The following is a 25,785-nucleotide window of genomic DNA, read 5'->3' on the forward strand; positions in this document are numbered from 1 at the left end:
TTATTCATGGAAGAGGTGAAGCTGCCGTCGCCGTGTGTCGTGGTGCTGGTGGGGCCCGGGGCGTCGGGGAAGTCGACGTGGGCGGCGGAGCGGTTCGGGCCGGAGCTGATCGTGTCGAGCGATCGGCTGCGGGCGCTCGTCGGGGCCGGAGAGGACGACATCACGGCCAGTACGGACGCGTTCGCGTTGCTGGAAGAGGTGGTCCGGCAACGAATCGGCCGGCGCCTGACGACGGTCATCGACACGCTCGGGCTGGATCGGGACCGGCGGTTGCGATGGCTCGGACTGGCGCGCGACGCCGGAATGCCTTGTGTGGCAGTCGGTTTCGACACTCCGGCCGCCGAGTGCCGGCGGCGGAATCGGTCACGATCGAAGCGGATCCCGGCCGACGTGCTCACCGCGCAGCTGCGTTCGTGGAACGTGGCGAAGAAGGAGTTGCCGGAGGAGGGGTACGACGATGTGCTGCAGCCGACCGCGCTGCGCGTCGTACCCTCGGCCTTCGTCGAGTCCGGGGCGGCGGCCGCCAGACAGTCGGAGGCGCCGACGGGTTTGCGGTTCGGACTGCAGTTGAGCAGCTACACGCACAAGGCCGGCCGGACCGGGACGGCGGCGTGGATCCGCGAGGTGGCTACCAAGGCTGAGGCGGTGGGGTTCGACGCGATCTACGTGATGGATCACTTCCGGCAGATCCCGCAGGTTGGGCGGGCGTGGGACGACTTCCTGGAGAGCTGGACGACGCTGGGCTACCTGGCCGCGTGTACGACGCGGGTGCGGCTGGGGACCCTGGTCTCTGGAATCACCTACCGGAACGTCGCTCATCTGGGGAAGATCGCGGCGACGCTCGATGTACTGAGTGGCGGGCGCGCCGTTTGTGGAGTTGGGCTCGCGTGGTTCGAGGCCGAGCACAAGGCGTACGGCTGGCCGTTCCCACCGGTCGGCGAACGCTATGCCTTGCTCGAGGACGCGCTGCAGTTGCTGCCGGTTCTCTGGGGACCGGGCAACAAACCGTTCCACGGCAAGGTGCTCGACGTACCGGACACCACCTGTTATCCGCGACCTTTGCAGGAGCACCTGCCGGTCCTGGTCGGCGGCAGCGGTCCGCGGACCTTGCGCCTTGCCGCCCGCTACGCCGATGCGGTCAACGTCTTCGGTGATGTCGCTCAGGTCCGCAAACTGGCGGGCTACGTGTCCGGAGAGGTCGAGCTCACGCATCTGTCCACAACTCTTGTGGGTAAGGATTCTCGCGAGCTCGAGGCATTGGTGAACGGTCTGCGCCCGCGCAACCTGAACCCGGCCAAGTACGCCGCGTCCGTCAACGCGGGCACGGTCGACGACCAGATCGGCCGCTTCCGCGAACTCTCCGAGGCCGGGGTCGCCGAGGTGATGATCAGCCTCCCCGACCTCGACACCCTGGACGCGGTCGGCGACGTGATCTCAGCCTTCCGGGTCTAGTTTGATCTTGAGCAGGGCGTTCTCGATCAGTTCGGACAGGGCCGGGTGGATCCAGTACTGGTTGCGGGCCATCGAGTAGGCGTCGAGGCCGAAGCTCATCGCCTGGATGACGGGCTGGATCACCGCGGACGCCTGCGGTCCGATGATGTGGCAGCCGATGATCTGCGCGGTCGTCGGGTCGGCCAGGATCTTGGCGAAGCCGGTGGTGTCCTCCATCGCCCAGCCGTACGCGATGTCGCCGTACTGCTCGACGCCAACCACATAAGGGATTCCGCGGTCGCGGGCCTCCTGCTCGGTGAGGCCGACCGCGGCGATCTGCGGTGAGCTGAAGACGGCGTGCGGGACGAACCGGTGGTCGGCCTTGACCCGGTCGGTGGGGTTGAGCAGGTTGTGCTTCACCACCCGGGCCTCGTGGTTCGCGACGTGCTTCAACTGGTGCGGAGTGGTCACGTCCCCGAGCGCGTAGATACCGTCGACCGTGGTCTGCTGGTACTCGTCGACCACCACGCGGCCCTCGCGATCGACCTCGACGCCGGTCGCGTCCAGGTTGAGTACGTCGGAGTTCGGCGTCCGGCCGACGGCGACCAGGAGCTCGTCGACGACGATCTCGTCGGCGCCGTCCGGGTCCAGCGTCTTGATCAGGATCGACCCGTCGGCCTGCCGCGCGACGTGGATCGTCTCGTGGTTGAGGCGGACGTCGTACTTGCCGCGGGCGATCTCGGTGAAGCGCTCGGCCACGTCCGCGTCCTCGTGCCGCAGCAGCAGCTTCGAGCGCGCGATCAGCGTGACGTCGGCGCCGTACGACGAGAACACGTGGGCGAACTCCGCGGCCACGAAACCGCTGCCGATGATGCCGAGCCGGCGCGGGAGCTGCTCGAGCCGCATGATCGTGTTCGAGGTGTGGTAGCCGACGTCCTCGAGACCGGGGATGGACGGCACGATCGGCCGGCTGCCGGCGGCCAGCACGAACCGGTCCGCGCTGAACACGCTCGTCGTCCCGTCCTTGTTGTCGACGGTCAGCTCCTTGACGCCGGTGAACCGGCCGGTGCCGTCGTACACGGTGACGTTGGCGTTGTCGGGGTGGTGGTGCCGGTACTCCGACCCACTGGCGGCGATCGGGTCGATCCGGCCGAAGATCCGGTCCCGGACCTCCGGCCAGCGGACGCCGAGCAGCTGCTCGTCGACGCCGTACCGGGAAGTCGCCGACGGCGTGGCGGCCAGGTCGGCGGTGTGCACGAACATCTTGGTCGGGATGCAGCCGACGTTCAGGCAGGTGCCGCCGAACGTGCCGCGCTCGACGATCGCCACCTTCCAGTCGGCGAACCGGTGGTTCACGATCGTGTTCCCGGAACCAGTCCCGATGATGACGAGATCGTAATGAGTCACACCCCATTGTGGCGGTGATGTGCAAGTTTCCTGCGGTGAGGGGAGAAAAGCAGAAGGAAGGGGAGGAGGGTTGTGGCGGTGATGTGCAAGCCCTCTGCCGGTGACCCGGCTCAGCGGGGATGATGGGCAGAGTGGCGGTGGGTGAGCTGAAGAGCACGAACGGGACGATCGGCTGGGACGGGATCGGCACGCTCCGGGTGCGGTACGACGGAGCGCGCGAGGGGCTCGGCAAGCTGAGCAGTTCGTTGCGGACCCGGCTCGGTGAGCGGGTCGTACCGGTCGAGGCCCTGAAAAGCGTCGAGGTGAGCGCGGACCCTCCGCTGCTCCGGCTGGTGTTGCGTGAGCACGCCGACCCGCTGCAGTCGATCTCCGGTGGCTACTTCGACGCACTGATCGCGCCGTACGACTTCCCGGTCACCGATCTGGCGCTCGCGGAGCAACTGGCGATCGACATCCGCTCGATGCTCGTCCGGCGTGATGTGCCGGCGACACCCGCCGTACGGTGGCTGGTCGCTCCACCGACGGCACCGGACCGGCTCGAGGGACACGACGCGACGGTGTCGGTGGAGACAGGGCAGCTGGTGTTCGCGTACAAGCGGACGGCGCGGCGGAAGAAGCGAGCCGGCGGCAACCCGTGGTCGGTGCCGCTGGGCGACATCATCGACGTCGAGTGGACCCCGAACCAGCGCCGCCTCGGCATCGGCGGCTTCCTCCGGATCACCACGGCCCGGACGCCGCTCGAGCGCCCGAAGCCGCGGCACGACCCGGCCGCGATGATGACCGAACGCCGGACCGACGTCGACGCGCTGTTCTTCGCGGCGCGCCTGATGACCCGGATCCGGCCCTAAGCCACCTGCGGACCCACGTCCTTCGCCGCGGGCCTGCTCCCGGCTTCTTGCGGAGCGGCGTCGTGCGGAGCGGCATCGACCACGGCCTTCTCGCCGAGGAGCTCGGTCTGCGGGAGCACCTCGAGGCGCGGGCGCGGCAGCAGCCGCGGCCGGATCGCCAGGCCGCGCCGGCGGGAGAAGTACAGGACGGATCCGATGGTGCCGAGCACGGTCATGCCACCGCCGACGATCAGCGAGTACCGGGGGCCGAACTCCTGGCCGACCCAGCCGATGAACGGCGACCCGATCGGCGTACCGCCCATCAGGACCGTCATGTAGAGCGCCATCACCCGGCCGCGCATGGTCGGGTCGATGCTCAGCTGCATGGTCGCGTTCGCCGAGGTCAGCATGGTCAGCGAGGCCAGCCCGACCAGCGGCAGGACCACCGCGAAGGTCAGGTACGTCGGCATCACGGCGCTGACGATCTCGAACACACCGAACGCCAGGGCCGCGCCGATCACCAGCCGGCTGCGGATCCGGACCCGCCGGGCCGCCAGCAGCGCACCGGCCAGCGAGCCGATCGCGAGCACCGAGCCGAGGATGCCGTACTCCCCCGCGCCCTTGTGGAACGCCTGGGTCGCCATCAGCGCCGAGGTCAACTGGAAGTTCAGGCCGAAGGTGCCCGCGAAGAACACCGCGACCATCACCATCATCAGGTCCGGCCGGCGCCACAGGTAGCGCATGCCGTCGCGGATCATGCCCTTGTCGCGGGCCGCGGGCTTGGGGGTGTGCAGCTCGGAGACGCGCATCAGCCGCAGCGACAGGATCACGGCGGCGTAGGTGAACCCGTTGATCAGGATCACCGGGCCGGTGCCGATCCAGTTGATCAGCAGACCGGCCAGCGCCGGACCGAGCAAGCGGGCCGCGTTGAAGGACGCCGAGTTCAGACCGACCGCGTTGGAGAGCTCTTCGCGACCGACCATCTCGACCACGAAGGCCTGCCGGGTCGGGGCGTCGAAGGCGGTGCCGAGGCCGAACAGCAGGGCCAGCAGGTAGACGTGCCAGGGCTGGACCACTCCGGCGATCGTCAGACCACCGAGAACCAGGGCGACGGTGGCCATCGCGATCTGGGTGCAGGTCAGCACCTGCCGCTTCGGGAAGCGGTCGGCGACCAGGCCGGCGTACGGGCCGAACAGGAGGGCCGGCAGGAACTGGAGTCCGGTGACGATGCCGAGCGCCGTACCGGAATGCGTCAGCTCGAGGACCAGCCAGTCCTGGGCGACGCGCTGCATCCAGGTGCCGACGTTCGAGACGATCGCACCGGAAGCGTAGAGACGGAAGTTACGGACCTTGAACGCGCGGAAGGTGGGGCTCACTGGGCCGCCAGGCGTTCGAGAACAGGGGCTGCTTTGCGCAGGATGTCGCGCTCCTCGGGAGTCAGTGCCTTGAGTTTCGTCTGCAGCCACTCGTCGCGGCGCCGGCGGTTGGCCAGGATCAGCTCGTCCGCGTGCGGGGTCAGCTCGACCATGATCTGGCGCTTGTCGGTCGGGTGCGGGCGGCGGACCACCAGGCCCGCCTCCTCCATCGCGGTCACGATCCGCGTCATCGACGGCGGCTTGACCTGCTCGTGGGCGGCCAGCTCGCCGATCGTCATGGCCGCGTGCTTGGACAACGCGCCGAGCACGCTGAGCTGGTTGGCGGTGAGGTCGTGACCCGGCTCGCGCTGCCGCCGGATCTGCCGGGACAACCGCAAGGTGGACGACCTCAGGGCACTCGCCAGCCCGACGTCACTCTTCACCTGCTGTGCTACGACTTCGGGCATATCGTTACCTTAACTCATTACCTTTGCTAACGAAAACGAGTAACCGGTCCGTGGTATTCCCGGTCGGTGGCTGGCCGCGCCCGGCCCCGGCCGACTAGGGTCGCCGCCATGGGGACGAGTGCTGAGCTCGAGCGCTACGAGCAGCGGTTCCGGCGGGCGGGCCTGCCGTTGTTCATCGAGGACTTCTCGCCGACGCACGACATCTTCACCCGGGCCACACCACTGCTCGTGCTGGTATTCCTGGCCGAGATGATCGGCGCGACCTCGCTGGACTGGACCTGGTGGCAGAACCTGCTGGCCGCGGTGGCCGCCCTGATCGTGCTGGTCGGCGCCTTCGGGGCGCTGAACAAGCTGCGGGGCCGGCCGTTCTGGTCGCTCCCGACCCGGTTCGGCATCCCCGAGCTGGCGGTCTTCGTGCTGGTTCCGGCGCTGTTCCCGCTGGTCACCCAGGGCCAGGTCCGGCAGTTCCTCGGGATTGCCTTCGGCAACCTCCTGCTGCTCGGCGCCGTGTACGTCGTCGTCGGGTACGGCCTGATCGCGACGACGTACTGGGGTCTGCGCCGGCTGGCCGGCGAGCTGGCCAACTCGGTCGCCAGCCTGGTCCGGGCGCTGCCGTTGCTGCTGGTGTTCTCACTGGTGCTGTTCGTGAACACCGAGATGTGGCAGGTGTTCGCTGGCATGCCGGTCGCGTTCATCGTCTTCGCGATCATCGCGTTCACGGTGCTGAGCACGCTGTTCCTACTGATCCGGCTGCCCCGCGAGGTGGACGAGATCGAGCGCGACGCCGGGTCCGGGCCGCCGCTGCGCCGGATCCAGCGCCTCAACCTCAGCATCAGCCTGGTGATCCGGCAATGGATGCAGGTGCTCGTGGTGAGCGCCGGTGTCGGGCTGTTCTTCGTTGCCTTCGGCATGCTCGCGATCAGCGAGCACATCTACGAGCAGTGGGGTGTCGAGCCCGGGGCCTGGTCGTACGACATCACGCTGCAGGACCACCAGCTCCTGATCAGCGCGTCACTGGTGAAGGTTGCCGTCGGCATCGCCAACTTCACCGGGCTGTACTACTCGATCGCGCTGCTCACCGATTCGACGTACCGGACCGAGTTCCTGGACAACGTCAGTGCGGAACTGCGTGATCTCTTCACCGCCAGAGCGGCGTACCTCGAGCTTCGTCAGGTGAGCCAGTCGCTGAGCGGGCCGATCGCGAAGTAGACCACGAACAGGGCCGCCACCACCCACATCAGCGGGTGGATCTGGCGGGACTTGCCGCGGACGGTCTTCAGGACGACGTACGCCACGAAGCCGGCGCCGATCCCGGCCGAGATCGAGTACGTGAACGGCATCAGGATGATCGTCAGGAACGCCGGGAACGCGACCTCGAGATCGTCGAAGTCGATCCCCTTCACCTGCGTCATCATCAGGAACCCGACCAGGATCAGCGCCGGCGTCGCCGCCTCGTACGGCACCAGCGTGACCAGCGGCGCGACCACCATCGAGATCAGGAAGCAGATCCCGGTCACCACACTCGCCAGCCCGGTCCGGGCCCCTTCACCGACACCCGACGCCGACTCGATGTACGACGTGTTGCTCGAGACCGACGCGGCACCACCGGCGGCGGCCGCGACCGAGTCGACGATCAGGATGCGCTGCGCGTTCGGCGGGTTGCCGTCCTTGTCGAGCAGGCCCGCCTCGGCACCGATCGCGGTCATAGTGCCCATCGTGTCGAAGAAGTCGGCCAGCATCAGCGTGAAGACCAGCAGCAGCGCCGACACCACGCCGATCCGCTCGAACGAGCCGAACAGGCTGAACTCGCCGATCGTGTCCAGGTTCGGCTTGGTGAACCAGTCGTCCGGCAGCTTCGGCACGCTCAGGCCCCAGCCGCCGGGGTTGTCCGCGGTCCGGGCGCCGATGTTCGCGATCGCCTCGATGAGGATCGCCAGCACGGTGGAGGCCAGGATGCCGATCAGGATCGCGCCTTTCACCTTCCGCGCGTACAGCGTGACGATCAGGAACAGGCCGACCACGAACACCAGCACCGGCCAGCCGTGAAGGTTGCCGCCGACACCGAGCTCCACCGGCGGGCCGCCGGGCGCGGCCGGACGCCGGACGAAGCCCGCGTCGACGAAGCCGATGAACGCGATGAACAGGCCGATGCCCACACTGATCGCGATCTTCAGCTGCAGCGGCACCGCCTCGAAGACCGCCTTGCGGAACCCGGTCAGCACCAGGACCAGGATGATCAGGCCCTCCAGCACCACCAGACCCATCGCGTCGGCCCAGGTCATCTTGGTCGCGACCGAGAACGCTATGAACGCGTTCAGGCCGAGGCCGGTCGCCAGCGCGAGCGGGAAGTTCGCGACCACGCCCATCAGGATCGTGACCACCCCGGCCACCAGCGCGGTTGCGACCGCGACCTTCGCGATCGACGCGGCCGGGTCGGTGCCGCCACCGACGAACTGGCCGGTGCCGTCCTTGACGGTGCCGATGATGAGAGGGTTCAGCACGACGATGTAGGCCATCGTGAAGAACGTCACCAGCCCACCACGGATCTCCCGGCTGACGGTGGATCCACGGTCACTGATCTTGAAGAACGAGTCGAGAACGGTCGATCCGGAGCGGGCCGTCGTGGCCTGGGGCGAGCTCATGACCGCATCGTGCCAGGTCCTCCCGGCTGGTTGCGAGCACTAACCTCAAGCTGTTATCTGCACGCAGGCTAAGGTTGGGGTTGTGACGGAGGAGCAGGGGGCGCCGAAGAAGCGCAACGACCCGACGAGTCAGCTCGCCCGCGGCGAACTGGTCCACGCCGAGGTGAAGCCGCTCGACCTGTCCGGCATCCCCAGCGTGATCGTCGGCATCATCGCCTGGGCCATCGCGTTCGTCGTCCTCCTCATCTTCCGCGACCAGCTCAAGGAAGAAGGCCTCGAGTGGTGGCTCTGGGTCACCGTCGCCGGCTTCGGCCTCGGCCTGATCGGCCTCTGGTACTGCCGCCGCCGCTGGGCCGCCATCCAAGCCGGCCACCGCCCAGAAACCGAAGACTGACAAAGGCCCGGGTCAGCCGAGTCGTGCAGGCAGGCTCCCGGCCCGATCACCGAGTCGTGGGTAGGCAGCGTGGATTGCTCGCGAGCTAGGCGAAATCCGCGAATGGGTGCGGTCGCCTGGTGGAGGTGGTCAGGACTGGGTGATCTCGTCGTCTGTGGCTTCGACTTCAGTTTGGACTGCGTCGAGCTCGGCTAGTTCTTCGACGTCGGGTTGGTCGGCGCCGGCTTCGGTGAGTTCCTCGGCAGCAGCGGCGGTGACGGCGACCTCGGGTTCGACGGCGTCGGCTTCGAGGGTGTCCGTGGACGGCGCGTGGGGGAGGTCGAGGGTGTCGTAGCTGGTGGTGTCGAAGGCGTGTTCGGGGGTGGGCTGGTCGGGGAGGTCGATGACGGCGTCGGAGTGGGCTCCGCAGCCGTAGTCGTAGGCAACGACGCGACCCTCACCGGGCGCCATCTCGTTGGTGCACGCCCCGAAGGCTTGGCCGAGGCTGTCGGCCAGGCGGATCCAGTAGCCACACGAGTGGCACTTGTAGGGCACGGCCTGGGCGATCGCGGACGCCGGCCCGAAATCCCCGCCGTACCAGCGTTCCGCCGCGTCCTCCCGCCCGTACGGCGAAAGCACGCGCTCGCGACCCAGTCCGAGCTCCTCGACGACGGCCAGTACGTCCTCGGGGGCGCCGGTGTCCGTGAAGCCCGGCTCGAGGCGCGGGTCGTCCGGGTGGGTCGGGAACAGGTCGCCGGGGCGCAGGTCGCCGGGCTGAACCCGGTCCGACCACGGCACCCACTCCGGGGCGACGATCGCCTCGCCGCCGGGCAGCATGACGACCTCGTTGACGGTGACCGTCTTCGCGCGGGAGGCGCGGGTCAGCGTGACCGCCCACCGCCAGCCGCGATACCCGGGATGCGTGGAGGCGAAGTAATGGGTGACGAGGCGCTCGCCCTCGACCAGGTGCCCGAGGTGCTCCCCGACCTGCGCGGCGCCGGCCTCGGCGATGGCGGCCTCACGCGCCGGCTCGACGGCCGCGACACAGACGGCGTCGGCCTTGGCACGCACCAGTTCCGGAGTTCTGACGGGAGTCACAGTCGCCCATTCTCGCACGGGCGTGGTAGTGGTCCGAACGGGCCGTCCACAGCCCACTGTCCACAGGTCGAGCGCGCGGTGACTGCGGTCTGTCCCCGGTACGAGGCAGGATGGTTCCATGCACACTCCGGACCCCGCCGACCCGAAGGCGACGCCCGGCGGCAAGCCCGCCGGCGCGCAGCCTGCCGGGGATCGCGCTGCGGGTGCGCCGAAGTCTGCCGGCGAGCGGTTGAGTGATGCCCGCGAGAAGTTGGGCAGCGCCAGCAAGAAGGTGGGCCACGCGTCGAAGGTCGGCGCGGGCGGTGTCGCGACCGCCTCGAAGAAGACAGCCGCGGTCAGCAGCAAGGTCGGACGGGCCACCGGGCGGCGGATCCGCGGGCTGACGGGTGCGCAAGGCGCCAGGGAGTCGGGGCTGTCCCGGCTGATCGAGCTGGGCGCGGTGAACGCCGCTGGTGACACCGCCTTCGCCGTCTCGCTGGCCGGGACGGTTTTCTTCACCGTGCCGAGCGACCAGGCCCGCGACCGGGTGGCGTTGTTCCTCGTGCTGACGATGGCGCCGTTCGCGTTGATGGCGCCGCTGATCGGCCCGATCCTGGACCGGTTCCGGCACGGCCGACGGTGGGCGATCGGGGCCACGCTCGGGCTGCGCGGGTTCCTGGTGTGGAGCCTGGCCGCGTCCATCTCCGGCAACACGTCCGCCTGGTTGTATCCGGCTGCCCTCGGCTGCCTCGTCGCCTCCAAGGCGTACGGCGTCACCCGGGCGTCCGCCGTACCGCGGCTGTTGCCCAAGGAGATCACGCTCGTCACGGCCAACTCGCGGATCTCGTTGGCCGGTGTTGCCGGCGCGACGATCGGCGCGGGAATCGCGGCCGCGTTCGCCGCGATCGGGCCACAGTGGTCGCTGCGCTGGGCGGCGGTGGTCTACACGATCGGCCTCATCCTCGCGATCCGGCTGCCGAGCGCGGTCGACTCCCCGAACGACGAGGAGATCACCGGTACGGCGGGACGCGACGCGAGACGGCGCGCGATCACGGCGGCGGTGGCGCGCGGGATCCGGTGCAATCTCGGGCTGCGGTTCGTGTCCGGGTTCCTGACCATGTATCTGGCGTTCCTGCTCCGGGACAGCCCGATCAGTGGGGTCGACGGCGCCCTGGCGGCCGGTGCGGTGGTCGCAGCGGCCGGTATCGGCAACAGTCTCGGCACTGTGCTCGGATCCTTGCTCAAGGCCCGAAAACCCGAGACGGTCGTGCTGGTCGTGCTGTTCGCGGACGTGGCGGTCGCGGTCGGGGTGGCGGTGTTCTACGGCTTCGCGGTGCTGATCGCGCTCGGCTTCGTCGCGGGCCTGTGCAGTTCGCTCGGCAAGCTGTCCCTGGACGCGATGATCCAGCGCGACGTACCGGAAACCGTACGTACGTCGGTCTTCGCGCGCTCGGAGACCGTGCTCCAACTCGCGTGGGTGATCGGCGGCGGTTTCGGGATCATCTTGCCGCTCATCCCCCGGCTGGGCTTCGGCTTCCTTGCTGCGGTGCTGCTCGTGGTCGTGTTCTTCGTGATCCGGATGCGCCCGTCCCGTCAGCCTGCCGCCGGCCCCCTCAAGCCCGGCGGCGTCGGCGGCCCGCGCTCCGGTGCACCCCACCACCACTCCCACGACACCCCGGCTCCCCGCCCCGAGAGCACAACCCGCACCATCCTCACCACCAGCGTCGCCGAACAACGCGCCAACCGCTCCCAACGCGCAACCTCCCACGACGAACCCACCATCGAGTGGAAGGTGGACGACGAGGACCCAGACGATGCGTCCCGGCAGGAGCCGCGAGGCACGTCCGCCGCGCGGCGGGACGGCTCGCCGCGTCGGGACGGTTCGGCTTCGCAAGAGCCGCCTCGGGGTCGGGCGCCGCAGGAACCACGACCGGGTGAGCCGGCCCCGGAGAACCCGCGGCGGGGCCCGGCGCCAGAGCCGCAGCCGGGCAGTTCGGCGACGCCGCAGGCGCGGCGGGGCTCGGCTGCACACGACCCGCGGGGCGGTTCGGCCAAGGAGGAGCCGCGGGGTGGTTCAGGTGCGCCGCGGGGTGGTGGGTCGGGCGGTTCGCGGCCGGATCAGCCGGTTGGACGGTGGTGGAGTGGGCAGCCGGAGGACGACGCCGACGACACCCTCGAGGACCGCACCCCGTGGTCCGAAGAGCCCACCGTCGAGCGTGAGCGCGAACGGGGACTGTTCCGGCGACGGCCGGGTGGGGACAGCTCCCGCCGCCCGCCGCGCTGAGAACACAGTCGCCCCCGGACCTGAGGCGCTCACCAACCACGCGTCACCCGGCCAGACCACCCTCGGCCGGACGACGCTCGACCGGACCACGCTCGACCGGACCACGCTCGGCCGGACCACGCTCGACTGGAGCACGCTCGACTGGAGCAGAGCAGCCGGTGGGGGTGGTGGAGTGGGCAGCCGGAGGACGCTCAGACCGTCTCGGGCGATGGCCGAGCACGGGCTTGTTGAGTGACCCGGGTCCGCGCTGAGTGACCCAGGTCCGCCGTGCCCGCGGCTGCACCTGGGACGCCGCCGGGGCGAGTCATCGTCCGGACCTGCGGCCTCGGTCTGAGACGCCACCGGGCTGGACGGCCACCTCGACCGGCCCGGGTACTCCTCCGATCCGAGAAGCCGTTCGGCACTCCGGAAGACCTCTGGGGCCTTCAGACAGGTTGTGCCGTGTCTGAAGGCCCCAGGTGTATCCGAACGAGGTGAGAGGTCAGGTGGTCAGCTGGAGCGGGTCGGTGGAGGTGAGGGTGAGGCCGTCGGCACGGGCGTCGGCGGAGGTGGTGGCGTCCGCGGAGGCGGTCGCGTCTGTAGAGGTCGAGGCGTCGGCGGAGGCGGCGTCGTCCGTGGTCGAGGCGACCGCGGAGGTAGTCGCGTCCGTCGAGGTCGAGGCGACCGCGGAGGTAGTCGCGTCCGTGGAGGTCGGGGTGTTCGCGGAGGTGGGCGCGTGCGTGGAGGTCGAGGCGTCCGTGGAAGCGGTGGGGTCCGTGGGGGCGTCTGTGGGGGTGGGGTGTGGGGGTCGCGGGGTGGTGCCTCGGAGGGTGAGGGTGGCGGCGATTGCGGTGGTGAGGAGGAGTAGGGAGCCGACTACGGCTACCACGTTCATGCTGTGGGTGAAGGCGTGGCGGGCGGTGGTGAGGATGGGGTCGGCCAGTTGGGTGGGGAGGTGGGTGGCTGCGGCGGTGGCGGCGGGGAGGCCTTCGCGGACGGGGGTTGCGACGTCGGACGGGAGGTCGGCGGGGAGGTCGGCTCGGTAGGCGGCGGTGCCGATGGAGCCCAGGATGGCGATGCCGAGGGCGCCGCCGAATTCGGCGCAGGTTTCCATGACCGCGGAGGCTGAGCCGGCGCGTTCGGGGACGACGGAGCCGACGACTGCCTCGGTGACCAGGGACATCACCATGACGAGGCCGGCCGCGAGCAGACCGGCGCCGGTCAGCGGGACCGCCAGCGACGAATCCGCGTGCACCTGGGTCAGTACGCCGTACCCGCTGGCAGCCAGGACGAACGCGCCGCCGATGACATAAGCGCGGTCCATCTTCCCCGCGAGCACCGTCGCGAGCGGTGCGGCACCACCGACGAGGACGGACGGCGCGAGCGACCACAGCGCCGCCTTGAACGGGCTCAGGCCGTGGACGAGCTGCAGGTACTGGGTCAGGAAGACCGCGTTGCCGACCAGCGCCAGCGTGCCGACCGTGTTGGCCGCGAGCGAACCGCTGAACGCGCGGTTGCGGAACATCGACAGGTCGAGCATCGGGTACGCCGCGGTCCGCTGCCGCTGGACGAACAGCACCCCGAAGACCAGCCCGGCCACGATCGACACCACCGGCAGCGCGGACACACCATGCGCCGCGAGTTCCTTGATCCCCCAGATCACCGGCAGTACGGCGGCCAACGACAACACGGACCCGATCAGGTCGAAGCGCCCGGCCCGAGGTGTCTTGAACTCCGGCAGCAGCAGCGGCGCCAGGATCAGCAGCAGCACCATCGCCGGGGTGTTGATCAGGAACACCGAACCCCACCAGAAGTGCTCCAGCAGGAACCCGCCGAGCACCGGACCAAGCGTGATCCCGCCCATCATCACCGCGCTCCAGAACGCGATCGCCTTCGACCGCTGGGCCGGGTCGTGGAACATGTTCCGGATCAGCGCCAGCGTCGACGGCATCAGGGTCGCGCCGCCGATGCCGAGCACCGCGCGGGCCGCGATCAGCTGCTCCGGGCTCTGCGCGTACGCCGCCGCGACCGACGCCAGCCCGAACCCGACCGCGCCGAGCACGAGCAGCCGGCGCCGCCCGATCCGGTCGCCGAGCGAACCCATCGTGATCAGCAGCCCGGCCAGCACGAACCCGTAGATGTCGAAGATCCACAGCTGCTCGGTCGCCGACACGCCGAGGTCCGCGCTGATGAACGGGACCGCGAAGTACAGCACCGAGACGTCCATCGAGACCAGCAGCAGCGGCAGTGCGAGCACGCCGAGCGCGATCCACTCCTTGCGTCCCGCCCGTTCCGTCGTACCCATGACACCCCTCCGGAATTATCTGTCTACGCCGCACACTGTGTGCGCCATACACAGACCATACACAAGACTGTCTATGGTGTAAACAGATAGAGTGAGGGGCATGGACGAGACGGAACTGCCGCGGGTGCTTCAGCAGTTGTGGGGGATCGAGGGACGCCAGCGGCCGGGGCCGAAGCCGGCGTTCCACATCAGCGACATCGGGCGGGCGGCGATCAGGCTGGCCGACGCCGGCGGGCTGGCCGCGGTCTCGATGAGCAAGGTGGCGGCCGAGCTCGGCTTCACCACGATGTCGCTCTACCGGTACGTCGACGCCAAGGACGACCTGTACGTCGTGATGCTCGACCACGCGTTCGGCGCGCCACCGGACCTGGACGCGCACACCGGCTGGCGGGACCGGATCACCGCGTGGGCCGAGGCGTTCCGCGACGGGTTGCGGCAGCACCCGTGGATCCTGCAGATCCCGGTGTTCGAGCCACCGCTGTCACCGAACCAGCTGGCCTGGATGGAGTCGGCACTGCAGGCGTTCGACGGTACGCCGCTGTCGCCGCAGGACCGGTTGTCGTCGATGCTGCTGGTGAACATCTACGTCCGGGGTACGGCGCAGCTCACCGCGCACATGGACACCGAGCCGGACGCGGCCCGCGAGGCCGACCTGCGCTACACCCGGCGACTCGCGATGCTCGCCACCCCGGACCGTTTCCCGGGGATCGCGGCCACGCTCGAGCAACCACCGCCGGAGGGCTACGCCGGCGACTTCGACGCCGCCGAGTTCAGCTTCGGCCTGGACACCGTCCTCGACGGCATCCAGGCGCTGATCGACCGACGGGCTTAGATGTCCAGCTTGTCGGCGACGCCGCGCAGCACGGTGGCGACCTGGCGGGCGGCCTTGTTGTCGGGGTGGCGGCCGCGGCGGTAGCCCTCGCCGAGGTTGTCGAGGAGCTTGATCAGGTCCTCGATGACGAGCTGCATCTCCTCCGGCTTCGGCCGCATCGCCTTGGCCACCGACGGCGGCGGGTCGATCAGCCGGACCTGCAGGGCCTGCTCACCCTTGCGTCCCTCGACGACACCGAACTCGACCTTCTGGCCCGGCTTGAGGTTGGTCACTCCCGCGGGCAGCGCCTCGGCGCGGACGTAGACGTCCCCGCCCTCCTCCTTGCTGAGGAAGCCGAACCCCTTGTCGGAGTCGTACCACTTCACCTTGCCAACGGGCACGGGAACCTCTTCAGTCGTCAATCGTCGGAACAAGCTCGGGCAGGCGGCCCGACCGGGAACCCAGCGTACGTGAACCGGCGCCGCTGCGCCTCCGGGAAACTACCTGAACCCGCAGGCTTCCCGCATCCGATCGGCCTGACACCTCATCGGTACTTGTCCGGGTCCTTCAACCGTTCGTTCATCGAGCCGGACCGGAAGCCGCGCGGGTCGAGCCTGGCGGCCGGGAAACCTTCGGCCATGACCGCATCGACGAGGGCCTGGTGGTCCACCTGGTCGAGCAGGTGCTGGTCGATCTCGATACTCGCCGTCTCGCCGACGTCACGGACGCGGACGTTCTCGACGCCGTACGCCGTGAGCCGCGAGCGGACCGCCTGTTCGGCGCGGTCGACCCGGGCCAGCAGGTTCGGCGTGATCCGGATGCCGTACGCGATCCGGCTGGACAGGCACGCGGCGGCCGGCTTGTCCGAGGTCTCGAGTCCCCAGCTGCGCGACGCCGTACGGATCTGGGCCTTGGTCAGTCGCGCGTCCTTCAGCGGCGTGAGCGCACCGCGCTCGAACGCGGCCCGGATCCCCGGCCGGAACCCGGCGATCGCGTCGTCGGCGTTGGTCCCGGTCGCGATCGCGGTGATGCCGAACTCGTCCGCGATCGGCTGCAGCGTCTCCACCAGCTCGGCCTTGCAGAAGTAGCACCGGTCCCCCGCGTTGGCCTGGTACCCCTCGCGGTCCATCTCGTGCGTGTGCGGGGTGACGTGCCGTACGCCGAGACCGTCGGCGAACCGCGCGGCCGGCTCCAGCTCCGCCACCGGAAGACTCGGCGACACAGCGGTCGCCGCGACGACGTTGGCCGGACCGATCGCCCGGGCCGCGGCCGCGAGCAGGAAGGCCGAGTCGGCGCCGCCACTGAAGGCGACGACCATCTTGTCGTAGCTCGACAGCCGTCGCATCAACGCTTCCAGGCGCTGCTCGAGCACGTACTCGTCCAGCCAGGCCGGGAACTCGGTCAAGTCGTTCAGCACGACGTCGGCGCCGTACGCACGCAACTCGTCGGCCGTGAACGGGCCGGTCGCGACCGATACCGCTACCGCACCGGCCGCGTGGGCGCCGTCGATGTCGGCGGTGTGATCGCCGACGTAGATCGTGGCCTGGTGCTCGCGGAGCGCCGTACCCTTCTCGGCTCCGTGCAGGTCGCCGACCGGCTCGTCGACATCGAGGCCGAGGTGTTCGAGGTGCAGCCGCACCGACGGGGTGTACTTCGCCGACACGACCATCGTCCGCCCGCGCAGCGCCCGGATCGCGGCCAGCGACTCGGCCACGCCCCGCATCGGCAGGCTGCCGGTGATCGCGTGCGACGGGTAGTGCTCGCGGTACCGCGCGACCATCGCGTCGACCTGCTCCGGCGGGAACCAGTTCGCCATCTCCCAGGTCAGCGGCGGCCCGAGCCGGCTCACCACCAGGTCGGTGTCGATCGCTACGCCGGTCTCCGCGGCGAGCAGGTCCCAGACGGCCTGGATCCCCGGCCGGGAGTCGATCAGCGTCATGTCCAGGTCGAACCCGACCACGAGTTCCGGCACATCGGCGGTGGCGGGGGCGGGCTGGATCGCGGCGGTTGACACGTCCCCAACCCTACGTCGTCCGCCCGCCCACCCGGCCCCGCATCCCGAAACCGATGCGGCGCACCTCTCCGCGCTTGACATTTGAGGACACTGTGTCCGACCACTTGACATCGGAAGGGATTTTGTCAACCCTCGTCGTCATGGACTCGTTCGCCGACCGGACCAAGCGCCGCCTGCGCGACGAGCTGATGGACGCCGCGTACGACGCGATCGTGGCCGGCGGGTACGACGGCCTCCGGATGGCCGGCGTGGCCCACCGGACCGGCGTCTCCCGGCAGACCGTCTACAACGAGTTCGGCGACAAGTGGGGCGTGCTCGAGGCGGTCGCGGCCCGCGAGACCGAACGGTTCCTGCTGGACGTCAACGCCGCTCTCGCCGAGCAGTCCGATCCGATCGACGGCTTGCGGGCCGCGGTCGAGCGGGCGCTCACGCTGGCCGGGGAGAACCCGCTGGTGAAGGCGGCGCTGAGCCGGCCGGGATCGGACCAGGCCAGTCAGGTGCTGACCACACGGGGGCAGCAGGTGCTGGAACTGGCCCACCTCCGACTGGATGCTCATGTCAGGGAGCACTGGCCGGAGGTCCCCGCAGAGGACGCGACCAGCTGCGTCGACGTCGCCTTGCGCGTCGTCATCAGCCACATCGTCACGCCCGGCCCTCCCCCGGCGGCGGTGGCCGAGCAGCTGGCTCGCGTCCTCTCACCTTTCCTCACCGAAAGCAGGAGGCAGCATGCCGAATCCCCTTCACCGGCAGGGTTTTAACTCGCTGCGGTCCGGCGGGTTCAACTGGGACGCGCTGCCACTGCGCCTGTTCGACAAGGGCAACCGGAAGTTCTGGAACCCGCGGGACATCGACTTCGGTCAGGACGCCAAGGACTGGCAGGAGCTCAGCGACAACGACAAGGACAACGCGTTGATGCTGTGCTCGCAGTTCATCGCCGGTGAGGAGGCGGTGACCGAGGACCTGCAGCCGTTCCTGCAGGCGATGGCGACCGAGGGCCGGTTCGGCGACGAGATGTACCTGACCCAGTTCTGTTTCGAGGAGGCCAAGCACACCGCAGTCTTCCGGCTCTGGCTGGACGCGGTCGGCGTCACCGAGGACCTGCACCGGTACGTCGAGAACAACCCGGGCTACCGCGCGATCTTCTACGAGGCCCTGCCGGTCGCCCTCAAGTCGCTGGCCGACGACCCGTCGCCGGCGAACCAGGTCCGGGCGTCGGTGACCTACAACCACGTGGTGGAAGGGACTCTGGCTCTCACCGGCTACCACGCGTGGAACCTGCTCTGTACCGCGCGCGGCGTCCTGCCCGGCATGCAGGAACTCATCCGCCGGATCGGCGACGACGAGCGCCGGCACATGGCTTGGGGCACATTCACCTGCCGCCGGCACGTCGCCGCCGACGAGACCAACTGGAAGGTCGTCACCGACACGATGGAGGAGCTGCTGCCGCACGCACTCGTCCAGATCCAGTGGGCCCTCGACAACTCCCCCGAGCTTCCGCCGGAGATCAACCCGACCGCCTTGATGACGTACGCCGGTGACCGCGCGACCCGGCGCCTCGGCGCGATCGAGTCCGCGGTCGGCGCGGATGTCGCCGGCATCGACCTCGACTACTCCCCGGAGAAGCTCGAGGACGAGTTCGGCGACGAGGACTCAGCCGCGCTGGCGGCGGTGCGTTAGCACGACCACGAGGGCGGCGGTGGCCAGGACTGCCGGTAGCCAGGTGACGGTCGTCGTACCGGCGTGGTCGGCGACCTGACCGCCGGCGAAGGCACCCAGTGCGATGGATCCGTTGTAGACCCCCACCAACACAGCGGACGACGCTTCGGGCGCACTGGGTGCCGCGGCATGTCCCCACGCCTGGGTGCTCACACTCGTTCCGCCGTACGCGAGGCCCCAGATCATCAGCAGGACAAGGGATCCGGCGAGGGTGGTGCCGGCGAAGGGCATCGCGACGGTGGCGACGGCGATGCCGGCCGCGATGAAGGTCAGGGCGCGGGTGGGGCGGAGTGCGCCGGTGAGGAAGTTGCCGAGGACACCGGCTACGCCGTACGCGAGCAGGAGTGTGCCGATCAGGGCGGGAGTGATGCCGGCCGACTTCTCCAGCAGCGGACGGACGTAGGTGTACGCCGAGAAGTGGCCGGTGACAACAAGTCCGACAAGGAGCAGCCCTACGCGGACCTGCTTGATCCGCAGGACCGCCACGACATCGCGCAGGTGGACAACCTTCTCGGCCAGCAGCGGTGGAAGGATCCGCCCGAGAGCGGCAGCCAACGCGATCGAGAGCAGGCCGACGGCGGCGAAGGCCGTGCGCCAGCCGACCAGTTCGCCGACGTACGCACCGGCCGGAATGCCAAGCACAGAAGCGATTCCGATGCCACTGAAGATCAGTGAGGTCGCCGGCCCGGCCGCGTGCGGCGGGACGATCCGTGGCGCGAGACCGACGGTGAGCAGCCAGACACCACCCAGCGAGATCCCCATCAGCACCCGCGCGATCATCAGCACCGTGAAGGTCGGCGCCACGCCGGCGAGCAGCCCGGCCACACCCAGCAAGGTCATCAGGGCGACCAGGACGATGCGGCGGTCGAGTTTGCCCAACAGCAGTGGGAGGACGGGCGCGGCGAGCGCGGACACCACGCCGGTGACGGTCAGAGTGAGACCCGCGGTGCCTTCGGTCACCTGCAGGCCGGTGCTCATCGGGGTGAGCAGGCCGACCGGCATCAGCTCGGCCGTCACCACGGTGAACACGGTCGCCGCCATCGTCACCGAGGCGGCCCAGCCACGGGTGTCGGTCGCCACCTGGTCGGCCCAGATCGTCGTCATACGTCAAGACTTCGGCAGCCGGGGATGCGGAACAACGGCGATGTGGTCATGCTTGGATTAGCTGAGCTAATCGATCGGAGGTCCGCCGTGGCGCTCGAGATCCGCGAGCTGGAGTGCTTCCTGGTCCTGTCCGAGGAACTGCACTTCGGGCGTACGGCGGAGCGGCTCTACCTCTCGCAGAGCCGGGTCAGCCAGCTGCTGCAGTCGCTGGAGCGACGGATCGGCGGGCCACTGTTCGAGCGGACGAGCCGCCGGGTCGCGCTGACCCCGCTGGGCAAGGAGTTCCTCACCTCGCTGCGTCCGGCGTACACGGCGCTGGAGCGGGTGGTCGAGAACGCCCGCGAGTACGCGAACTGTGTCAAGGGCAAGCTGCAGCTCGGCTTCCAGGGCTCGGCGAACGACATGATCCTGGCCGCGGTCTCGACCTTCCAGTCCCACAACCCGAACTGCCTGATCGGCGTCTCCGAACTCCCGCTGAACGACCCCTTCAGCGCGCTCCGGCGGGGTGACGTCGACGCCGCCGTCGTCCTGCTGCCGGTCGCCGAGGACGACCTGATCCTCGGCCCGGTGTTCTCCCGCCAGCCACAGACCCTCACCGTTTCCACGCGACACCACCTGGCTGATCGCGACTCCCTCGACATCGAGGACCTGGCCGGCGAGACCCTGATCGCGGTCGCCGGACCAGCACCCGGTTACTGGCGTCAGGCCCAAGCACCATCGCAAACCCCGACGGGCGCGCTGATCCATCGCGGCCCGTCGGTCCACACCCTTCAGGAAGGTCTGTCGCTGATCGCCGCCGACCGCGGCGGCATGCTGCTGTGCCGCGCCAGCGCCGACCAGAATCGCCGCACCGACATCGTCAACATCCCGCTCACCGGCGTCCCCGAGTCCGCCCTCGGCCTGGTCTGGCGCCGCGGCGAGGAAACCCCGGCCTTGACGGCCTTCGCCCAGTACCTCAACTGAGGCCGAGCAGTTCCACGGACTTCTCGCGCATCTCGATCTTGCGGATCTTGCCGGTCACCGTCATCGGGAAGTCGTCGACGAGGACGACGTACTTCGGGATCTTGAAATGGGCCAGCCGGCCGGTGGCGAAGGCTTTGACGGCGTCCGCGTCGACGGGGTCGGCGCCGGGCTTGAGCTTGATCCAGGCGCAGAGTTCCTCGCCGTACTTCGGATCCGGGACGCCGATCACCTGGACGTCGGCGATCGACGGGTGGGTGTAGAGGAACTCCTCGATCTCGCGCGGGTACACGTTCTCGCCGCCGCGGATGACCATGTCCTTGATCCGGCCGACGATGTTCACGTACCCGTCGTCGCGCATGGTCGCGAGATCGCCGGTGTGCATCCAGCGGGCCTGGTCGATCGCCTCCGCGGTCTTCTCCGGCTCGTCCCAGTAGCCGAGCATCACGGAGTACCCGCGGGTGCACAGCTCACCCGGCTCACCCCGGCCGACGACGAGCCCGGTCGCGGGGTCGACCAGCTTCACCTCGACGTGCGGCATCACCCGGCCGACGGTCGACGTACGCCGGTCCAGGTCGTCGTCGCGACGGGTCTGCGTCGACACCGGCGACGTCTCGGTCATGCCGTAGCAGATCGCCACCTCGGCCATGTGCATGTCGGCGACACAGCGCTTCATCACCTCGACCGGGCACGGCGATCCGGCCATCACCCCGGTCCGCAGACTGGTGAGGTCGTACTCGGCGAAGTCCGGCAGCCCGAGCTCGGCGATGAACATCGTCGGTACGCCGTACAGCGCCGTGCACCGCTCGTCCTGCACGGCCCGCAACGTCGCGGCCGGGTCGAAGGCCGGGCCGGGGATCACCATGCACGCGCCGTGGGTGGTGCAGCCGAGGTTCCCCATCACCATCCCGAAGCAGTGGTAGAAGGGCACTGGTATGCACAGCCGGTCCTCGGCGGTGAACGCGATCGTCTCGGTGACGAAGAAGCCGTTGTTGAGGATGTTGTGGTGGCTGAGCGTCGCGCCCTTCGGGAAGCCCGTGGTGCCGCTGGTGTACTGGATGTTGATCGGGTCGTCGAAGGCCAGCTCGCCTTCCCTGGCGTGCAGTTCGTCCTCGCTGACGCGGCCGGCGGAGTCCCGGAGCTCGTCCCAGTCGCCCGTGCCGAGGTAGACCGTCTCGATCAGCGCCGGGCAGCCCGGCCGGACCTCGTCGACCATCGCCCGGTAGTCACTGGTCTTGAACTCGGTCGCCGAGACCAGCAGCCGGACGCCGGACTGGTTCAGCGCGAAGGCCAGTTCATGGGTGCGGTACGCCGGGTTGATGTTCACCAGGATCGCGCCGATCATCGCGGTCGCGTACTGCGTGATCGTCCACTCGGCCCGGTTCGGCGCCCAGATGCCGACCCGGTCACCCTTCGCGATCCCCCGCGCCAGCAGTCCTCGCGCGACCAGGTCCACCTCGGCGCCGAACTCGTCGTACGTCCAGCGCCTTCCGGTCTGGACCTCCACCAGCGCGTCGCGATCGCCGTACTCGCGGATCGTCCGTCTCAGGTTGGCCCCGATCGTCTCGCCCAGCAAGGGAACCTCGGACACCCCGGATGCGTACGACGGCAGGCTCATGGTTGTCATCGTCACCTTCGTCAGATGCACCTGCAAGTGCACGCGCGGCAGGAAACAAGGGGTGGACGGCAAGCAATGTCCTTACCAACTCTCCGTCACGGCCGTCGCGGAGCGTGGTTGGACCGTTACAGTGGTATGGAGAGGTGTGAGGCGATGGGCCGATCCGTTGATGGTCACGGCCGCAGCGACCGTCCGCCCGGGCGAACCGCCGAGGCGGCACAGCGGACCGCTGCGGTGCAGGAGCGCGTCCGGGTCCTGGGCACCGTGCTGGCCGACGCGCTGGCGATCGATGTCCACGGCACCGATCTGCGGACGCTCAAACGCGCACCCCGCCGGGCCCCACCGACCGTGTCGCCGACCGATCTCCAAGCGCATCCCGGACCGATCTGGGATGCGTTCGTGCCCCACCCGCCCGGACGGCTCCGCTGGTGGGGCGCCGAACGGCGGTTCGCGCGGCGACTCGCCGCTGCGGAGGACCGGTTCGCCGAGGCAATCGAGCGGCACCGGGCGGCCGAGGAGAACCGCCGGGACCGGGTGGCCCGGGCGCTGCGGGACCAGGTCGAGCAACAGCGCCGGCTCGACGAGGCGACCGCGGACCAGCACGCGCGGATCGACGCGTACGAACGCGCGGTGCAGAGCCGTGATCGCGACGCGGTGACGCGGTACTTCCAGAAAGCGTTGGCCCGGGTGGCGGAGCCGCTCGACTTCCCGCGCCGCCGACGGGTCGGGTACGTGCCCGAGTCGACGTTGCTCGCGCTCGAGTGGGACCTTCCGGACGTGAGCGTCGTACCCGTGGAAGCGTCGTACCGGTATGACCGTTCGGTCGACGCTGTGCTGGCGGTGCCGCGGGAGCCGGTGGAGCTACGGCGGCTCTATCAGCAGTTGGTGGCTCAGTTGGCGTTGCGGGCGTTGCATCTGGTCTTCGGCAGCGATCGGTACGGCGTAGTCGACACGGTGGTGTTCAACGGGATGGTCGAGTCAGTGGACCTGACGACCGGGCAGCCCGTGCGGCCGTGTCTGATCACGTTGCGGGCGACACGGGAGCAGTTCCAGGCGCTCGTACTGGATCAGCTCGATCCGGTCGCGTGTGTGCGGCACTACTTCGCTGCGGAGGTGTCGCGGCACCCGGAGGAACTGCAGCCGGTGGAGCCGGTGCTGGAGTTCGACCTGGCGGATCCGCGCACGATCGAGGCCGTCGACGTGATCAGCGAGATCGACAGGCGGCCGAACCTGCTGGAGCTGAGCCCCGAGTCCTTCGAGCACCTGGTCCACAACCTGCTGACCCGGATGGGCCTGGAGACCCGCCTGTTCCGCCGCGGCGCCGACGGCGGGATCGACTGCGTGGCCTACGACCCACGCCCGATCACCGGCGGCAAGTTCGTCGTCCAGGCCAAGCTCTGGACCCGCACCGTCCCGCCGTCCGCCGTCCGCGACCTCTTCGGCACCGTCCTCGACGCCGGCGCCACCAAAGGCATCCTCATCACCACCTCAGGCTTCGGCCCCACCAGCTACCAGTTCGCCACCGGCAAACCCCTCCAACTCATCGATGGCACCGCCCTCCTTTCCCTCTGCCACCTCCACAACATCCCCGCCCGCATCATCCCCCGCGCCAGCTGAGCTGGTGCATGTACCGACGGACGGGTAGTGGTCGGCCAGGTGCGCGCCAGCGGTTGGTGGCCACGCGTGGCGGGGGTGAGTGTCGCGGACCACTACCCGTTCATCGGTACGGAGTCAGCTGAGGGGAGCTTCGTAAATCTGGAGTTCGGTGCCCTGGGGGTCTTCGCCGTCGTCGGGGGCGGTGAAGAGGCGGAGTTTGGTGGGGGTGGTTTCGAGGGCTACCGGGTTGCGGGTGGCGTTGTGGTTGGTGGTGGGTGAGAAGGCGGGGAAGGGGATCTCGTGGAGGATGCGGTTGGTCTTGAGGTCGAGGAGGGCCAGGCCGCCCAGGTCGTAGGTGCTGCCCTTGGGGCCGGGGAGGGTGGTGACGCCGCCACAGAGTTGTTTGCCGCGGGAGACGTAGTCGCAGTCCTGGTAGTCGAGGATGTGGGACTCGTTGGCGGTGGCATCGAGCTGGCGGCCGGTGGGGGTCCAGTTGTAGAGGGTGCGGGAGCCCCAGCTGACTCCGTGGACCTGGCCGGTGGTGCGGTCGCGGACCACTCCCCCGACGTGGTCCTTCACCCGGAAGCGCTCAGTCACGCGGTAGGTCTTCGGGTCGACGGTGTACACGATCGCCCGCGAGTTCGGCCGGTACTCGGCGGCCGGGACCCACACGTTCTGCCCGTCGTAGTCGATCCCGCCCGGGTGGTACGCCGTACCCTCGCCGAGCCGGATGTCGTTCTTCAGATTCCCCTGCCGGTCCAGCACGAACAGGTGCCCGATCCCCTTGCCCGGACTGCGGTCGTACCCGTCCACCGGCACCGGGGACTTCACCGGTGCCTCCAGCACCTCCACGCTGGACAGGAAGATCAGATCCCCCACCAGCGCGAACCCCTGCGGGTGGTACGTCGGGAACCGCAACGGGATCCGGTCCACCAAGGACCACGACGTACTCCGCGTGGTCGCCTCGAAGGCCCGGGCCACACCGGAGTCCTTCCCGGTGGCATCGGCCGTCGTCAGGCCGGTGAGTAGGACACCGGCGAGAGCGGTGGCGAGGACGAGTCGGCTGCGCATCAGAATCTCCTTGGGCGTGAAGTTGATGTGCAGTGTGCGATACCCGGATGACCCCCAGACCGACACCAGGTGATGTCAAACTGACCGCTATGGAGACAGGGGTGCGGGTTGTCGGGTCGGGGCAGGTCAGTGCGGCGCCTGATGTGTTGCGGGTGTCGTTGAGCGTCGAGCATGTCGCGCCGGACGTGGCCGCGGCGGTGGCGCAGGTGGGTCAGCGCTCGGACGCGGCGCTCGCGGCGCTGCGGGAGCAGGGCGTCGAGGACTCCGCGCTCGCGACCACCTCGGTGAACGTCTACCAGGAGTACCGGGAGCCGGGGACGGCCGCGGCCTATCGCGCGTCGCACTCGATCACCGTGACGACGAAGGACCTGACCGGGTTCGGCCGGCTGCTCTCCGCGGCGGTGGATGCCGTCGGCAACAGCCTTGGCCTGCAGGGACTCCAGTTCGACGTGGAGGACAAGGAACCGCTGCTCGTCCGGGCCCGCGAGCTGGCGTTCGCGCAGGCCCGCGCCAAGGCGGGCGAACTCGCGGCGCTGGCCGGCTACTCGCTCGGCTCGGTCACCTCGATCTCCGAGAGCTACAGCCACGCCCCGATCCGGGGGTGGGTCGAGCAGTCCGCGAAGGCCTTCGACTCCGCCGTCACCATCGTGCCCGGCGACCACACCGTCGAGGTTTCCCTGGAGGTCCAGTTCTCCTGGGCGTGACGGTGTAACGCCTGTCTCAAAACCAGAACAGGGGTTGCGTTGCC

General features: G+C 69.2%; 22 protein-coding genes and 1 pseudogene. 12 read left to right on the top strand and 11 right to left on the bottom strand.

Annotation, left to right across the window (positions count from 1 at the left end; genetic code table 11):
• Positions 1 to 6: 6 nt before the first annotated feature.
• Entirely contained in the window at positions 7 to 1,452 is a 1,446-nt protein-coding gene (locus ACZ6O0_RS21515) for an LLM class flavin-dependent oxidoreductase (protein ID WP_465766725.1), read from the top strand.
• Here the strand turns inward: ACZ6O0_RS21515 and ACZ6O0_RS21520 are convergent.
• Entirely contained in the window at positions 1,435 to 2,838 is a 1,404-nt protein-coding gene (locus ACZ6O0_RS21520) for a mycothione reductase (RefSeq protein WP_465766726.1), read from the bottom strand. The two genes, ACZ6O0_RS21515 and ACZ6O0_RS21520, sit on opposite strands and share 18 nt — an antisense overlap.
• 137 nt (positions 2,839 to 2,975) lie before the next feature.
• Here ACZ6O0_RS21520 and ACZ6O0_RS21525 point away from each other — a divergent pair, with 137 nt between their 5' ends.
• The gene (locus tag ACZ6O0_RS21525) at positions 2,976 to 3,686 is read left to right on the top strand and encodes a DUF4429 domain-containing protein (protein WP_465766727.1); all 711 of its coding nucleotides are present in this window, start codon (positions 2,976 to 2,978) and stop codon (positions 3,684 to 3,686) included.
• On the opposite strand, the gene ACZ6O0_RS21530 is transcribed toward ACZ6O0_RS21525, so the two are convergent.
• Both ACZ6O0_RS21530 and ACZ6O0_RS21535 read right to left on the bottom strand, forming a co-directional pair.
• Entirely contained in the window at positions 3,683 to 5,041 is a 1,359-nt protein-coding gene (locus ACZ6O0_RS21530; protein WP_465766728.1) for an MFS transporter, read from the bottom strand. The two genes, ACZ6O0_RS21525 and ACZ6O0_RS21530, sit on opposite strands and share 4 nt — an antisense overlap.
• Positions 5,038 to 5,487: a MarR family winged helix-turn-helix transcriptional regulator gene (locus ACZ6O0_RS21535; protein ID WP_465766729.1), complete on the bottom strand. Its 450-nt coding sequence runs from the start codon at positions 5,485 to 5,487 to the stop codon at positions 5,038 to 5,040. Before ACZ6O0_RS21535 ends, ACZ6O0_RS21530 begins: the two co-directional genes overlap by 4 nt.
• 108 nt (positions 5,488 to 5,595) lie before the next feature.
• Between ACZ6O0_RS21535 and ACZ6O0_RS21540 the strand changes: the two genes are divergently transcribed.
• Entirely contained in the window at positions 5,596 to 6,696 is a 1,101-nt protein-coding gene (locus ACZ6O0_RS21540) for a hypothetical protein (protein WP_465766730.1), read from the top strand.
• On the opposite strand, the gene ACZ6O0_RS21545 is transcribed toward ACZ6O0_RS21540, so the two are convergent.
• Positions 6,657 to 8,129, bottom strand: a complete 1,473-nt coding sequence (locus ACZ6O0_RS21545) for an NCS2 family permease (RefSeq protein WP_465766731.1) — start codon at positions 8,127 to 8,129, stop codon at positions 6,657 to 6,659. The genes ACZ6O0_RS21540 and ACZ6O0_RS21545 overlap by 40 nt on opposite strands.
• Positions 8,130 to 8,211: 82 nt before the next feature.
• On the opposite strand from ACZ6O0_RS21545, the gene ACZ6O0_RS21550 reads away from it, so the two are divergent.
• Positions 8,212 to 8,523, top strand: a complete 312-nt coding sequence (locus ACZ6O0_RS21550) for a DUF2530 domain-containing protein (RefSeq protein WP_465766732.1) — start codon at positions 8,212 to 8,214, stop codon at positions 8,521 to 8,523.
• Positions 8,524 to 8,850: 327 nt separating this feature from the next.
• Here ACZ6O0_RS21550 and ACZ6O0_RS21555 read toward each other — a convergent pair.
• A pseudogene (locus tag ACZ6O0_RS21555) lies at positions 8,851 to 9,600 on the bottom strand (DUF3027 domain-containing protein); the annotation flags it as partial.
• 118 nt (positions 9,601 to 9,718) lie between these two features.
• Here ACZ6O0_RS21555 and ACZ6O0_RS21560 point away from each other — a divergent pair.
• Both ACZ6O0_RS21560 and ACZ6O0_RS21565 read left to right on the top strand, forming a co-directional pair.
• Positions 9,719 to 11,863 (top strand): MFS transporter, encoded by a 2,145-nt coding sequence (locus ACZ6O0_RS21560; RefSeq protein WP_465766733.1) that lies wholly within the window; start codon positions 9,719 to 9,721, stop codon positions 11,861 to 11,863.
• Entirely contained in the window at positions 11,832 to 12,098 is a 267-nt protein-coding gene (locus ACZ6O0_RS21565) for a hypothetical protein (protein WP_465766734.1), read from the top strand. Before ACZ6O0_RS21560 ends, ACZ6O0_RS21565 begins: the two co-directional genes overlap by 32 nt.
• 246 nt (positions 12,099 to 12,344) lie before the next feature.
• On the opposite strand, the gene ACZ6O0_RS21570 is transcribed toward ACZ6O0_RS21565, so the two are convergent.
• Positions 12,345 to 14,147: an MFS transporter gene (locus tag ACZ6O0_RS21570; protein ID WP_465766735.1), complete on the bottom strand. Its 1,803-nt coding sequence runs from the start codon at positions 14,145 to 14,147 to the stop codon at positions 12,345 to 12,347.
• A gap of 100 nt (positions 14,148 to 14,247) precedes the next feature.
• Between ACZ6O0_RS21570 and ACZ6O0_RS21575 the strand changes: the two genes are divergently transcribed.
• Positions 14,248 to 14,979, top strand: coding sequence for a TetR/AcrR family transcriptional regulator (locus ACZ6O0_RS21575; RefSeq protein WP_465766736.1), 732 nt, complete (start codon positions 14,248 to 14,250; stop codon positions 14,977 to 14,979).
• Here the strand turns inward: ACZ6O0_RS21575 and ACZ6O0_RS21580 are convergent.
• Both ACZ6O0_RS21580 and larE read right to left on the bottom strand, forming a co-directional pair.
• Entirely contained in the window at positions 14,976 to 15,359 is a 384-nt protein-coding gene (locus tag ACZ6O0_RS21580) for a cold-shock protein (protein WP_465766737.1), read from the bottom strand. The two genes, ACZ6O0_RS21575 and ACZ6O0_RS21580, sit on opposite strands and share 4 nt — an antisense overlap.
• 143 nt (positions 15,360 to 15,502) lie before the next feature.
• Entirely contained in the window at positions 15,503 to 16,972 is a 1,470-nt protein-coding gene (gene larE, locus ACZ6O0_RS21585; RefSeq protein WP_465766738.1) for an ATP-dependent sacrificial sulfur transferase LarE, read from the bottom strand.
• 140 nt (positions 16,973 to 17,112) lie between these two features.
• Between larE and ACZ6O0_RS21590 the strand changes: the two genes are divergently transcribed.
• Positions 17,113 to 17,730 carry a TetR/AcrR family transcriptional regulator gene (locus tag ACZ6O0_RS21590; protein ID WP_465766739.1) on the top strand — a complete coding sequence of 206 codons (618 nt, stop codon included), beginning with the start codon at positions 17,113 to 17,115 and terminating at the stop codon, positions 17,728 to 17,730.
• A complete protein-coding gene (locus ACZ6O0_RS21595; RefSeq protein ID WP_465766740.1) occupies positions 17,699 to 18,649 on the top strand; it encodes a R2-like ligand-binding oxidase in 951 nt (316 codons plus the stop codon). The genes ACZ6O0_RS21590 and ACZ6O0_RS21595 overlap by 32 nt, the downstream gene beginning before the upstream one ends.
• On the opposite strand, the gene ACZ6O0_RS21600 is transcribed toward ACZ6O0_RS21595, so the two are convergent.
• Entirely contained in the window at positions 18,623 to 19,792 is a 1,170-nt protein-coding gene (locus tag ACZ6O0_RS21600; protein ID WP_465766741.1) for an MFS transporter, read from the bottom strand. The genes ACZ6O0_RS21595 and ACZ6O0_RS21600 overlap by 27 nt on opposite strands.
• An 87-nt stretch (positions 19,793 to 19,879) precedes the next feature.
• On the opposite strand from ACZ6O0_RS21600, the gene ACZ6O0_RS21605 reads away from it, so the two are divergent.
• Complete coding sequence (locus tag ACZ6O0_RS21605) at positions 19,880 to 20,755, top strand: LysR family transcriptional regulator (RefSeq protein WP_465766742.1); 876 nt, start codon at positions 19,880 to 19,882, stop codon at positions 20,753 to 20,755.
• Here the strand turns inward: ACZ6O0_RS21605 and ACZ6O0_RS21610 are convergent.
• Positions 20,748 to 22,379, bottom strand: a complete 1,632-nt coding sequence (locus ACZ6O0_RS21610) for an AMP-binding protein (RefSeq protein ID WP_465766743.1) — start codon at positions 22,377 to 22,379, stop codon at positions 20,748 to 20,750. The two genes, ACZ6O0_RS21605 and ACZ6O0_RS21610, sit on opposite strands and share 8 nt — an antisense overlap.
• A gap of 144 nt (positions 22,380 to 22,523) precedes the next feature.
• On the opposite strand from ACZ6O0_RS21610, the gene ACZ6O0_RS21615 reads away from it, so the two are divergent.
• Positions 22,524 to 23,987, top strand: a complete 1,464-nt coding sequence (locus tag ACZ6O0_RS21615; RefSeq protein ID WP_465766744.1) for a restriction endonuclease — start codon at positions 22,524 to 22,526, stop codon at positions 23,985 to 23,987.
• Between the two features lie 114 nt (positions 23,988 to 24,101).
• Here the strand turns inward: ACZ6O0_RS21615 and ACZ6O0_RS21620 are convergent, their stop codons facing one another.
• Positions 24,102 to 25,037 (bottom strand): DUF6454 family protein, encoded by a 936-nt coding sequence (locus ACZ6O0_RS21620; protein WP_465766745.1) that lies wholly within the window; start codon positions 25,035 to 25,037, stop codon positions 24,102 to 24,104.
• Between the two features lie 89 nt (positions 25,038 to 25,126).
• On the opposite strand from ACZ6O0_RS21620, the gene ACZ6O0_RS21625 reads away from it, so the two are divergent.
• Positions 25,127 to 25,741, top strand: a complete 615-nt coding sequence (locus tag ACZ6O0_RS21625) for an SIMPL domain-containing protein (RefSeq protein WP_465766746.1) — start codon at positions 25,127 to 25,129, stop codon at positions 25,739 to 25,741.
• Positions 25,742 to 25,785 lie beyond the last annotated feature (44 nt).

The organism is Kribbella sp. NPDC048837 (assembly GCF_055586945.1).

Excerpts from the sequence above, each read along its gene's own strand:
- ACZ6O0_RS21595 (WP_465766740.1), top strand. The coding sequence starts at position 17,699 with ATGCCGAATCCCCTTCACCGGCAGGGTTTTAACTCGCTGCGGTCCGGC.
- ACZ6O0_RS21575 (WP_465766736.1), top strand. The coding sequence starts at position 14,248 with ATGGACGAGACGGAACTGCCGCGGGTGCTTCAGCAGTTGTGGGGGATC.
- ACZ6O0_RS21600 (WP_465766741.1), bottom strand. The coding sequence starts at position 19,792 with ATGACGACGATCTGGGCCGACCAGGTGGCGACCGACACCCGTGGCTGG.
- ACZ6O0_RS21625 (WP_465766746.1), top strand. The coding sequence starts at position 25,127 with ATGGAGACAGGGGTGCGGGTTGTCGGGTCGGGGCAGGTCAGTGCGGCG.
- ACZ6O0_RS21590 (WP_465766739.1), top strand. The coding sequence starts at position 17,113 with ATGGACTCGTTCGCCGACCGGACCAAGCGCCGCCTGCGCGACGAGCTG.
- ACZ6O0_RS21515 (WP_465766725.1), top strand. The coding sequence starts at position 7 with ATGGAAGAGGTGAAGCTGCCGTCGCCGTGTGTCGTGGTGCTGGTGGGG.
- ACZ6O0_RS21560 (WP_465766733.1), top strand. The coding sequence starts at position 9,719 with ATGCACACTCCGGACCCCGCCGACCCGAAGGCGACGCCCGGCGGCAAG.
- ACZ6O0_RS21615 (WP_465766744.1), top strand. The coding sequence starts at position 22,524 with ATGGGCCGATCCGTTGATGGTCACGGCCGCAGCGACCGTCCGCCCGGG.
- ACZ6O0_RS21535 (WP_465766729.1), bottom strand. The coding sequence starts at position 5,487 with ATGCCCGAAGTCGTAGCACAGCAGGTGAAGAGTGACGTCGGGCTGGCG.
- ACZ6O0_RS21545 (WP_465766731.1), bottom strand. The coding sequence starts at position 8,129 with ATGAGCTCGCCCCAGGCCACGACGGCCCGCTCCGGATCGACCGTTCTC.
- ACZ6O0_RS21570 (WP_465766735.1), bottom strand. The coding sequence starts at position 14,147 with ATGGGTACGACGGAACGGGCGGGACGCAAGGAGTGGATCGCGCTCGGC.
- ACZ6O0_RS21620 (WP_465766745.1), bottom strand. The coding sequence starts at position 25,037 with ATGCGCAGCCGACTCGTCCTCGCCACCGCTCTCGCCGGTGTCCTACTC.
- ACZ6O0_RS21540 (WP_465766730.1), top strand. The coding sequence starts at position 5,596 with ATGGGGACGAGTGCTGAGCTCGAGCGCTACGAGCAGCGGTTCCGGCGG.
- ACZ6O0_RS21610 (WP_465766743.1), bottom strand. The coding sequence starts at position 22,379 with ATGACAACCATGAGCCTGCCGTCGTACGCATCCGGGGTGTCCGAGGTT.